Consider the following 10835-nt stretch of genomic DNA (forward strand, 5'->3'; position numbering starts at 1 on the left):
AAAAAAGTTAGTAGTATTAACATACATATACTACTAACTCTTTAACCGATAAACTATTTTTATTTTCTATTTTTAGAGCAATAGTAATAATTTATTAATTAGATGTCTAATAAAATCTTTTATGTTTCAAATATTAATAATTGATGATGATTATTCAATAAGAATACTTCTGAAAAGGATGCTGGAAAAGCAGGGTTATCAGATAGTTACTGCTAGTAGCGGTGAAGAAGGAATAGAAAAGGCCTTGGTTTATCATCCAGCACTAATCATTTGTGATTGGATTATGCCGGGGTTAACTGGTCTGGAAGTCTGCCAGCACATTAAGAAAGATCCTAAATTTTTCACTACATTTTTTATTTTATTAACATCTTTAGATTCGGTTGCCGATTGCGTCAAAGGTCTAGATGCTGGCGCTGATGATTTTATTTCTAAACCTATCGAGCATAATGAATTACAAGCACGGGTAAGAGCGGGATTACGTCTGCATCAGTTGAGTAGAGATTTGCAGGCTCAAAAGTTGCTTTTAGAATCAGAAATGTCAGAAGCCGCAGAATATGTGCGATCGCTACTGCCTTTTCCCATGACTGAACCCTTCAATATAAATTTTCGATTCATTCCTTCGCGCCAACTTGGCGGTGACTGTTTCGATTACTATTGGCTCGATGATGATTATTTGGCAATTTACTTACTTGATACTGCCGGACATGGACTCAAAGCTACTCTTCCCTCTGTTTCAGTGCTGAATCTGCTGCGTTCCCGTGCGCTCAAAAGCCTAAATTATTATCAGCCTAGTGATGTGTTGAAGGCTTTGAACGATACCTTTCAGATGAATTATCAAAATGACAAATACTTTACAATTTGGTATGGAGTTTACAACCGAACCAACGGTCAGTTAATTTATGCTAGTGCAGGTCATCCACCAGCTATTTTAGTAAGTGGCACATCTCCAAGAAAGTCTGAAGTTCAACTCTTGAAAACCCCTGGTATGCCCGTTGGAATGTTTCCAGAAGCAAAATATATTGATGGATTTTGTAATATTGAAAAATTCAGTACTCTTTACATTTTTAGTGATGGTGCTTATGAAATCACTAAACCAGATGGCACACTTTGGAGTTTGGATGCTTTTATTCAGCTACTAGTTAGCTTACAAAATCCGGTTGATTGCCAACTCGACCACGTACTGAGTTATTTAATCGCTCTGAACTCCAAAGATGCTTTTGATGATGATTTATCTATTTTGCAAATTAAGTTTGATTAATTAAGTTTTTGGAACTAAAACCTGATTAAATGCGTCTTGACTAGGAAATATTTCAAATACTTTATCCATATTAGTCAATTCAAATAAAATCCTAACTTGCTCATTAACTGAGCATAGAACAAGCTTACTATCTGCTGCCCGCAAGCTTTTAAAAGCTAATACTAAAGCTCCTAAACCAGAACTATCCATAAATGTTACATCTTGAAAATCAACTAACACAATTTTTGTACCTAATTTTAAACTTTCAGTAATATTTTGTCGAAAATCTTGTGAAGTTGTGGCGTTTAAGTTTCCAGCGAGTTTAATGATTTTCACTTGTTCTATCATAATTATGTCATGCTGATTTGTGTATATGATGCTTTGATTTTGTTATTATATACCCATCATAGAAAATTAAAAATGCTTACAAGTAAAAATCATAATTTGCTGCTGAATATTTATTGATAAGTGATACCAGAAGAATAAGTAAGGATAAACCATAAATATTTTTATCTTATTATTAATCCAGAAATAATTTTTATTTAACTAAGTACTACATGACTACTTACTAACAAATCACTAACTAAGAATAATGGATATACATATTCTATTGAGAGCTTAATATTCAACTACAAGTAAAAATTCCAGATTTTCGGATAATTTGCTAAAAATTTTTGCAAAACTGAAATTTGTTCAAGAAACATTATCAAAATAGCCTGCAAAGGTAGGCTTTGTTTATATAACCCAGACTTCTAGTCTGAGGGAATTAATGTACAACTTTGTATAATAGTAATTAGCATTTACATTTATTTATGTCCGATTACTTACATAATTGCAATAATTCCTGTCTAGATTAAGAAACTTTAGCAAAAAAAGTTGGTTTTATCCCTTTCCTAAAAAACAAGGTAGGAGGCAGAAGGCAGAAGGGAAAAGGGTTTTACTTGTTTCCTCCATTCATAACGGAAGCGAGCGCGTCCGTAAACAGCTTTTGTCACTTTCCGAGTATTCTGAATAAAAGAAAAAATAAAAGCCTCCTGCCTCCCGCCCTCTGCTTTTTCAGATAATTAGAATTAATAATATAAAATTACTCGCATAGGTCAATTTCTTCCATTGTCTTTTGTTGTTGGAGATACGCAAGAGCTTCTAATGTATCTACTTGGGGAAATTCGGTGTAAAAATTACTTACACTCCAAAAGGGTTCTGGTGTTTGCAAGACAATGGTGCGATCGCCCCACTGTTCTAACCAGGGTAGCAATGTTTGTGGTGCTACTGGAGTACATAGCCAAACTGCTGCTGGAGAAAGCGTTTTGAGAGCAGTTGCCGCTACTGCTATTGTCATACCTGTAGCAATGCCATCATCAACTAAGATCAGCGTCGCATTCTCTACATTCACCTGCGGACAAGCAGGAATTAATAAAGCCTCAAGAGACTTAGCAAGGTTTATCGCTTTATTTAAAGCTACTTCTCGCCACCGCGCATCATTCTTAAAGCGAGATAGCTTTTGATCAGCCCAAAGAACATTTCCAAAAGTAGTCACTGCACCAATTGCTAACTCTGGGTTTTCTGGATGGCTAATCTTTTTCGCCACAACAATTGTCAACGGACAATCCAAAAGACGTGCTATTGGTGCTGCTACTGGTATACCCCCTCTTGGCAAAGCATAAACAATTGGTATAGGCTTTACCCCAGAATCAATAGTTTGCTGAGTCAAAACATCATGAATAACTCGCGCCAATTCCTCACCCGCATGGGTGCGATCGGCAAAAAGCGGGGTATGTAACATGGTTTCCCCCAGCATATCAGGACGGTACTGCTTTTATGATGACTGAATTTTGTCTCAAATTAACTGATACAATAAGATTTGTATAAATAACTAAGTATTCAGCCAAAGTCTATTGATTCTGATAAATCTCCAACTAGAGCAGTATTTAACTCAGATAAGACAGATGGTGCTGATGTCAAAATCCTAATTTTCATGAGCAGCGAAACCCAACTCAGCCTCTTCGACGACTCAACCCTTAACCAACGAGAACTGATTCCTACAGACGCTAAAATTGCGATCGCTCCCGGAACTTATCCTGACATGACGGAGTTGGCACAGCATTGCAATAGCTGCCACCGTTGTCCATTGGGAGACACTCGGACTCATGCTGTCGTCGGACGCGGTAATCTCAAAGCACCAATTATGGTTATAGGGGAAGCACCTGGTCAAAATGAAGATGAAACCGGTTTACCATTTGTAGGTAGATCGGGACAGTTGCTAGAGAAAATTCTCGCATCTGTGCATCTGACTACTGAACAAGATGTATATATAGCTAATATCAACAAATGTCGCCCACCAGATAATAGAGTTCCTACACCAACAGAAGTGGCAGCTTGTTTACCCTATTTACTAGAACAAATTCGTTTAGTTGACCCCAAAATAATCCTGTTAACAGGTGCAACTGCTGTCAAAGGCATCACAGGCGATAAGCGGGGAATTACAAAAATTCGCGGACAGTGGCTGGAGTGGGAAGGACGTTTATGTATGCCAATTTTTCATCCTTCCTACTTGCTGCGTAACCCTTCTAAAGAAAGAGGTGGGCCTAAATGGTTGATGTGGCAGGATATCCAGGCAGTGCGTGCCAAGTTAGATGAAATTCAAAATAATAGCTAAATTCGTAAATTCTTAAAAATTATATTGTATTTCACTAATTGCGATCGCCTGTTTTAATTGAAGTGGCAGTGAGCGCATTTCTAGAGTTTCGCTCCAATTAAGCAATATTCTCTTTCGATTGCTTTTAACAGCCAACAACGGAAGGATTTGCATCTTCAACTATTCTTGAAATTTCACTCCTAAGTCAACATTTAGAACTGCTTCAATCTTATGGATGATTCCTTCTGTTGCAGGCGCTCTCAAGTTTTCAGCCTCTAATTGATACCAATAGGCGCGACTAATGCCAGCCTCTCGGCAAATTTGTGAGAGAGATCGTTCATCTCTCTCTCTTGCCTGTTTTATCCGCTTTCCAATATCTGGGAAGTCCTGCACCACTTCCACTACTCGCTTAACTTGCACTACTGTCATGGACTTAACTTCAAATCATGATTTTAGTGTAAGTTGTCTCCAGATAATTGACAATTGTCTACAGACTGTGGACAATAATAGTTGTAAATTTAGGATTGCGACAAAATATGATAAAAACCTGTAAGGTAATCTTCAGAGTTTTGATCTACTTCTATCCCAGCAATTACTCTAAATAGCTTGTTAATAGTTTCGAGAATTTCAACCCATAATAAGGTTTTATAATGTTTTGCCATGTCTAAATTCTTGTCGAACAAAGCTCTGCACGATGTTAACTCTGTTGAAACTGCCTCGCTCAAGGAACTTCAACAACAGCTGAAGCTATTTTCAGAGAAGACAGGTTTCATGTCGTCAGATGTGTTCGACTTAAGAAGTATTCGCCTACTGGTATCTCGGCTTCATGACATTTTCCGTGACAATGATAGCCAGAGCAACATCATCAGCCGCTTTGACGAAATCACGAAACTGGTCTTCGCTAAGATTGTATCTGATAAAACTTACAACAGTGGAGCATCTACACCCTTTTCCTCCTCTGATCTTCCTATAAATCCCTACGTCGTCCGAAAATACTATCAGCATCTTTCACACCAGCACAGCAACCTTATTCCAAAACGGTTTAGTGAGCTTGATTGCTCTGATAGTGCAATCATGAAATGTGTCTTAGCCCTTCAATCGTTCAATTTCACATCTACACAATTTGATGTGAAAGGATTAGCTTACGAAGAAATTGTTCGTAATACTTTTGACAAAGGCGATCATCAACAATTTTTCACACCGCCTCATATTGTTGATTTTATTATTTCCGCTTGTCAGCCTTATCTTAAAGGTGATATATGTGATCCAGCATCTGGGACGGGTGGATTTCTCTCTAGCATTGCAAGGCATCAAATAAATTATTCATCCCTTACAAGTATTGAGATTGACGAGCGACTCTCTTGGGTTTCGGGAATTAATATGCTTCTTCATGGAGCACAAAACATTCGTACAGTGTTTCTTCCTGCTGGGGGGACTCTTGGTAATCAAGCCAATCAATTCTTTTCATGTTTCGATGCGATAATCACTAACCCACCATTTGGTAGTGATTTTACTGAGTCTGATGTTTTAGAAACATTTGAATTAGGATTAGGCAAATCATCTCGTCGGCGTGGAATTCTCTTTATTGAACGTTGCCATGCTCTTTTACGTAAAAACGGTATACTTGCTATAATTCTTGACGAAGGTGTTTTAAATTTGTCTCACGCAACTGATGTAAGACAGTTTATTATCAAAAACTTTGATCTAAAAGCTGTTATCAGTCTGCCTGAAACTGCATTCATGCCGTATGCCACCGTGAATGCCTCCATTTTGATAATGTCTAAAAAAATATCTGCTGAGAATAGGGATCTTTCAGTATTTTTTGCTAGAGCAGATAAAGTTGGACGTAAAACAAGTGGGGATGAAGACATTCGTTACGACGAGGATGGAAAAAATTATCTTAATAGCGATCTTCCCTCTATATTAAATGCTTGGCATAAATACCTTAAAGAAGGTCGAGTTAATGAATCAGAAAACATCTATGCTGCTGATGTTTATTCTAATTTTGACAAAGGGACAAATGGATATCGAATAGATTTTCAGTATCATCACCCATCTAGAAAAAAAAGCCAACAATTAATTGCTACTTGTATTTATCCATTAAAACGTTTAGCCGATATTTGTACAGAAAGGAATGTCTCTATCTCTCCATGCAAAGAACTCTCTGGCGCAATTATTCGATATACAGGGTTGGCAAATATTGAATCAAATACTGGACAATTTGAACAAGTTCCAACTCCATCTGACTCATTGAAAAGCTCAGTCAAGATGTATCAACCTGGTGATATTGTTTTTGCAAAAATGCGTCCTAACCTGCGAAAGGTTGCATTAATGAACTTTGTAGAACCAGGTTTTGTCTCGTCGGAATGCTCAGTTTTTGCTGTCAAGAAAGCATCTAATGGCACATATCTAATTGACCCTATTATACTAAGCGTTTTACTTAGGTCAGACTTTGTTTATGGGCAAATTATGCATTTGGTAGCAGGTATTGGCCGTCCAAGAATTAACTCAAAAGAATTGTTGCAAGTAATGATTCCGCTTCCACCTAAAGATGTTCAAGAGGAAATTCGCCGTCAGTATTTGAGTCAGCACCAAAAAGTAGAGAACCTCAAATCGGATATTGGAAGCTTTTTAGACCGCTCTCAATTAATCCTCACATCGTCAGTACAAGAACTGGTTTGTTCTTTTATTGGAAGCCCAAAGACAACATCTTTTATGTCCATTGAAAATAAAGAAATGGCACTTACTGCTGAAAGCCTGAGAACCTTTCTAAGGGGGGAGTCCAACTCTTTAGATACATTGTCTTGGTTAACTGACTTCTTCCTGCCAGAAGTTCTTAAAAGGCTGAATGAAACTGATGTTAGGCGTAGGCTTGGGATATATGCTGGCGAGAAAATTCCAGAAAATGAGAGAAACCTTACTGATGTACGCAATCGCGTGAGTCTAATCATCGAATATGAATTAGCGCGTTTGGCAACTCGCATTCTTGAAGATCACCAGATTGAAGATATTTTTTGGAGTTACGTTGTTGCTAACCGTTTCCCTGATTTAGAAGTTCGTACATCTTCAGGCTCTCGCGGTCTTCGGGTTGAGGTTAAATGCCTTCAAACCATTGCTGAAGAAAAGTCTGCTAACTTTGATACTTTAAGAAAAGACATTCATCCTCTAACCGACTTTGTGATTGTTTTTGCTTGGGACTGGAGGTATGACCCTGAAGATGTCACCTGGGATCGAGCGCCCTTCATTCATCATGCGTATGCTTTCCATGCATCTTCACTTGCTTTACTGCGCGACTGGTACTGGCTCAATTGTCCCCCTAATGATTTGGGTAATGGATTGCAAGGCTTTGACCTTAGATATGCTGTCAATTGCAAAAACAGCACATACAACGAGGAGGAGGGCAATTATGGTAAGCTTCTACGGATATGGCAAGAGGGCTTTAAATATGAACCACCTGAGTCGGATCTAGTTCACCGCACTATTGCAGACTATCTTGCCTTTAAAAATGGAGTGATTAAAGCAGGTTTAGATACTTTGGCTCATTTATTTTTACCTGGGCTTTCTGGATCTACTGAGGTTGTTGCCGTCCTTTACGAGAATCAGCGAGTTGGTTGGCAGTCAGGTGAGGTTTGCTTCTTATTAAGCTCTGCTGTTTCAACACAGAAAAAACAAGATTTAGTTCTCAGCCAGCTAACAGTCAGCAAAGTTTACTTACTTACAGATAAATATGCTTGGAGAGAATTTGAGTATAAAAAAGGAAAATTGACATTGAAGCGAACAGGAAAAAAACCAAAGCGGCTTATTTAACCGAATCAAACTCCGTAGGATCTGACTCAGTAGAGTCAAGTTCAGATGATTCAGGTTCAGCTGGGTCAAGCCGGAAATTAACAACTGATTGACAGAATTGAAATACCCACTCGTTGAACTCCAAGCCTGAACAATGATTTATGAAGAGGGTTATCTGTTCTACACGTAATGTAGCAACTAACGTTTTCTCAAAGTTGTATAACTCGCATTTGTTTAAATCGCTGTCTGTTGGTAGGACATGAAAGAAGTACCCGCCTCGATTAGTGTGTCCCTGTGTACTACGAAGGCAGATACTAGCTCCCCTCTGCCGCTCCCTCAAAATGTTTGAAACTTGGTCTACAGAAACTGGAGTATCCGTATCCATGCTGACTAAAGGAGGAAAGGGAATATCTTCAAACTTTTTCTTTGGCATCTAAATTATTTGTCTAATTAGGTCTGTCTAAATAAGTGGATATTCTCTTAAAAGAGATAACCTGAAAATTTTGCGCTCTGCTAGGATTTAAATTACTTACCAGCCTTTTTAATACCTTGCCATCTTTCTCGCAATCGCTTCAAATTATGACTATGACCACCATAACGCCAACTAACATAGGCTTGGCTAATCTCATTTATTACCTCAGCAGTTGCTGGAGCATGATGCTGGTATGATCCTTTGGCATACTCTAAAGGTGTTTGTGCTGGATGCTTACCTAAACCTTTTTGGGTTGTCCATTGCAACATTTGTTGATAAAGGCTCTCCATTGCTGGCAATTTCTTTAACCATCGACGATTACGCCACTCTCGCCACTGACCCCAACCCAGCCAACCAAAGAAAGCTGCTGTAGTTGCCAAGATTAAGCCAGTTAATACACCAAACCAACCTTGAGAGAATAAAGCTAAAAACCAAGCGATCGCTCTAATCACCCACTTAAATATTGTCTCAAATACATTATTCAACAAACCTGTTACTGGAGAAGGCAGCCATCCAGCAACCCAATGCCACAATTGACGCAAGACACTAAAAGTCTGAGTATCTTCCACTGATGGAGGTATAAGGGGATGATTGGGAATCGGGTCAAAGGCAAACCACCCATATTTAGGAAAATATACTTCCGTCATCGCATAAGCATCAGTATTACGGACAACATATAGTCCTGTAAATGGATTAAATTCTCCTGCACTAAACCCTGCTACCAACCGGGCTGGGATACCAATGGAACGCAACATTACCGTCAGAACTGTTGAGAAGTGGTCTGGATAACCGCCTTTATATTTGAATAAAAAAGCTTCTACTAAGTCATCTTTTTCTCCCAAATAAGGTAAATCTAAGGGATTTTGGGGAAGAGAGTAACGTTGTTTTAAATATTGAGCTAAGTAAAGAGCTTTTTCATAGGCTGAATCTAGACTTTTAATAGACTTTGCAACTCGTTCTTGATTGTAGTTAGCAAGAATTTCTTCGGTACGTTGCCGGACTTTTTCGGTAATTTCGGGAGGAATTTGCAGATAATGCTGTTGAATATCTTGTGGATATTTAGTAGAAGCTTCACCTAATTGAGTACGATCGCGGTATGGTACTTCAGAAACTACTGTGTAAGTGAGTCCTTCTGATAATTCTACAGGCGATCGCAATCCGTCTTCCTTATCAACAGCGATCATTGGTGTGGGAAAGTAAATCTCTTTGGGATAAGCCATCGCCGGAATTAGGTTAGGCAAATCCGCAACCACTGTATAAGTTTGTACTATCTCTTGGGTTTTACCAGTAATCAAAGGTCGATTCAGGAAGATTTGGTAAGACCAAGGCGATCGCTTGATAGTTGTAACATCTTCATTACGGGAAACTTCCCAGCCCTTACCCGTATAACGGTCAAATCCTAGAACTCGCCAAAAACCCTCAGCTTGCGATCGCACCCGCATCACAATTTTCGGTTTCATCTCGCCCCGCAGGTTTTGGTTAATTTGGCTATTAAAACCGTAATAAAAGTTATTATCTACTTTACCTGGTTGACCATTTTGATTTTGTCCCGTACCACTGCCTTGATTATCACCTTTACCTTCGCGGACATAACCGGGATTAATAATACTGCGTCCCGTGAAATTACCTTTTATTGGAATCGCAGAACTTACAGGAAAGTTCCGTAACTGATAGCCAGGAAATCTGGGTAAAACAGCAAAAATTGCCAGTCCCAGACCGACAATTAGGAAGAAATTCAGAATTAAAAATTTAAAATTAAGAGTTGAAGAATTCTTCTGATTGAATTTTTCATTTTGAGTTTTTAATGGCTGTAAACCCAAGCGTGAGCGATAATCTAATACTAAAGTTGGGAGAGCGATCGCTAAAAATAACAGCAACACAGGTGCAAATGCTAAAGTCTGACTTAACGTTGCCGCCACACCCAATAAAATCAGTCCTATAACAATCGAATAGCCCAAATTTTTCCGGCGGGGTGTATCAAAGCTATGTAACACCTGGAGTTGAATTAATAACTCTGCCAAACCCAACCGTGTATCATTCAACTCTCCCACTAATCGCCCAAAGAAAGCACCCAATGCCACTAACATTCCGATGGCGATACAAAACTTAACTGCAACATTGCGATCGCGGCGACGATAGTAACTCCAAATCGCACCCAATACGCTCAGAGGTAACGCCCAAAAGCTAAATGAAGTTTCGGCAGCGATATCCGTCGCCACAATTCCCAAAACAACCAATGCTAGCACCAGCACCCGCAAGGAAATTGAATCTTCTACTTCTATTAAAGGCGATCGCTGCGGATTTTGCTGCCATAAATTACCTACAGAGACACGCCAAAATCGATTCATCCTGGATAAGTTAAGCATTTCGAGTCTAAGTGAAAATTCCACGGAAACAATGCTGAGGACGAAACTGTTCCCCCTAATTTAAAGTATTCCCGTTAGAAGAAGCTTTATTATCCTGTTTTGATGTATCTGTTAAGGTTTAGTGCCTATTTTACAAATTAAATTCCTCACAGGAGTTTTAAATGTTAAAAGTTTGACTTTATAACATTTCCTAACTACATAAGATCCCATCATAGCCCCCTCTCGAAGAGTGGGGAGGGGGTTGGGGGTGGGGTTCTTCGATTTTAAAGTAATCAAGCGAACATGATATGACGTTACCACGAACTGTAACGCCAAGCGCGAACATAACTCAATACAGTT

At 38.9% G+C, this 10835-nt stretch carries 8 protein-coding genes; 3 read left to right on the forward strand and 5 right to left on the reverse strand.

Features of this window, described 5'->3' with window-relative positions; genetic code table 11:
* The first annotated feature begins 121 nt into the window (after positions 1-121).
* Positions 122-1258 carry a PP2C family protein-serine/threonine phosphatase gene (locus RMY00_RS06195; RefSeq protein ID WP_322646706.1) on the forward strand — a complete coding sequence of 379 codons (1137 nt, stop codon included), beginning with the start codon at positions 122-124 and terminating at the stop codon, positions 1256-1258.
* Here RMY00_RS06195 and RMY00_RS06200 read toward each other — a convergent pair whose 3' ends face one another.
* Both RMY00_RS06200 and RMY00_RS06205 read right to left on the reverse strand, forming a co-directional pair.
* A complete protein-coding gene (locus tag RMY00_RS06200) occupies positions 1259-1585 on the reverse strand; it encodes an STAS domain-containing protein (RefSeq protein WP_322646707.1) in 327 nt (108 codons plus the stop codon).
* A gap of 736 nt (positions 1586-2321) precedes the next feature.
* Entirely contained in the window at positions 2322-3020 is a 699-nt protein-coding gene (locus RMY00_RS06205) for a phosphoribosyltransferase (RefSeq protein WP_322646708.1), read from the reverse strand.
* A 192-nt stretch (positions 3021-3212) separates the two neighbouring features.
* Here RMY00_RS06205 and RMY00_RS06210 point away from each other — a divergent pair, with 192 nt between their 5' ends.
* The gene (locus RMY00_RS06210) at positions 3213-3893 is read left to right on the forward strand and encodes a uracil-DNA glycosylase (RefSeq protein ID WP_322646709.1); all 681 of its coding nucleotides are present in this window, start codon (positions 3213-3215) and stop codon (positions 3891-3893) included.
* Between the two features lie 159 nt (positions 3894-4052).
* Here the strand turns inward: RMY00_RS06210 and RMY00_RS06215 are convergent, their stop codons facing one another.
* On the reverse strand, positions 4053-4301 hold the full coding sequence (locus RMY00_RS06215) for a helix-turn-helix transcriptional regulator (protein WP_322646710.1): 249 nt from the start codon (positions 4299-4301) through the stop codon (positions 4053-4055).
* Between the two features lie 231 nt (positions 4302-4532).
* Here RMY00_RS06215 and RMY00_RS06220 point away from each other — a divergent pair, with 231 nt between their 5' ends.
* Entirely contained in the window at positions 4533-7679 is a 3147-nt protein-coding gene (locus RMY00_RS06220; RefSeq protein ID WP_322646711.1) for an N-6 DNA methylase, read from the forward strand.
* Here RMY00_RS06220 and RMY00_RS06225 read toward each other — a convergent pair.
* Both RMY00_RS06225 and RMY00_RS06230 read right to left on the reverse strand, forming a co-directional pair.
* Positions 7672-8091: a hypothetical protein gene (locus RMY00_RS06225; RefSeq protein ID WP_322646712.1), complete on the reverse strand. Its 420-nt coding sequence runs from the start codon at positions 8089-8091 to the stop codon at positions 7672-7674. The genes RMY00_RS06220 and RMY00_RS06225 overlap by 8 nt on opposite strands.
* Before the next feature lie 92 nt (positions 8092-8183).
* The gene (locus tag RMY00_RS06230; RefSeq protein WP_416212038.1) at positions 8184-10496 is read right to left on the reverse strand and encodes a transglutaminase TgpA family protein; all 2313 of its coding nucleotides are present in this window, start codon (positions 10494-10496) and stop codon (positions 8184-8186) included.
* Positions 10497-10835: the final 339 nt, after the last annotated feature.

It is taken from the genome of Nostoc sp. ChiVER01, from assembly GCF_034531155.1.
In the GTDB taxonomy this organism is placed as follows: Bacteria; Cyanobacteriota; Cyanobacteriia; order Cyanobacteriales; family Nostocaceae; genus Nostoc.

Excerpts from the sequence above, each read along its gene's own strand:
- RMY00_RS06195 (WP_322646706.1), top strand. The coding sequence starts at position 122 with ATGTTTCAAATATTAATAATTGATGATGATTATTCAATAAGAATACTT.
- RMY00_RS06200 (WP_322646707.1), bottom strand. The coding sequence starts at position 1,585 with ATGATAGAACAAGTGAAAATCATTAAACTCGCTGGAAACTTAAACGCC.
- RMY00_RS06205 (WP_322646708.1), bottom strand. The coding sequence starts at position 3,020 with ATGTTACATACCCCGCTTTTTGCCGATCGCACCCATGCGGGTGAGGAA.
- RMY00_RS06210 (WP_322646709.1), top strand. The coding sequence starts at position 3,213 with ATGAGCAGCGAAACCCAACTCAGCCTCTTCGACGACTCAACCCTTAAC.
- RMY00_RS06215 (WP_322646710.1), bottom strand. The coding sequence starts at position 4,301 with ATGACAGTAGTGCAAGTTAAGCGAGTAGTGGAAGTGGTGCAGGACTTC.
- RMY00_RS06220 (WP_322646711.1), top strand. The coding sequence starts at position 4,533 with ATGTCTAAATTCTTGTCGAACAAAGCTCTGCACGATGTTAACTCTGTT.
- RMY00_RS06225 (WP_322646712.1), bottom strand. The coding sequence starts at position 8,091 with ATGCCAAAGAAAAAGTTTGAAGATATTCCCTTTCCTCCTTTAGTCAGC.
- RMY00_RS06230 (WP_416212038.1), bottom strand. The coding sequence starts at position 10,496 with ATGCTTAACTTATCCAGGATGAATCGATTTTGGCGTGTCTCTGTAGGT.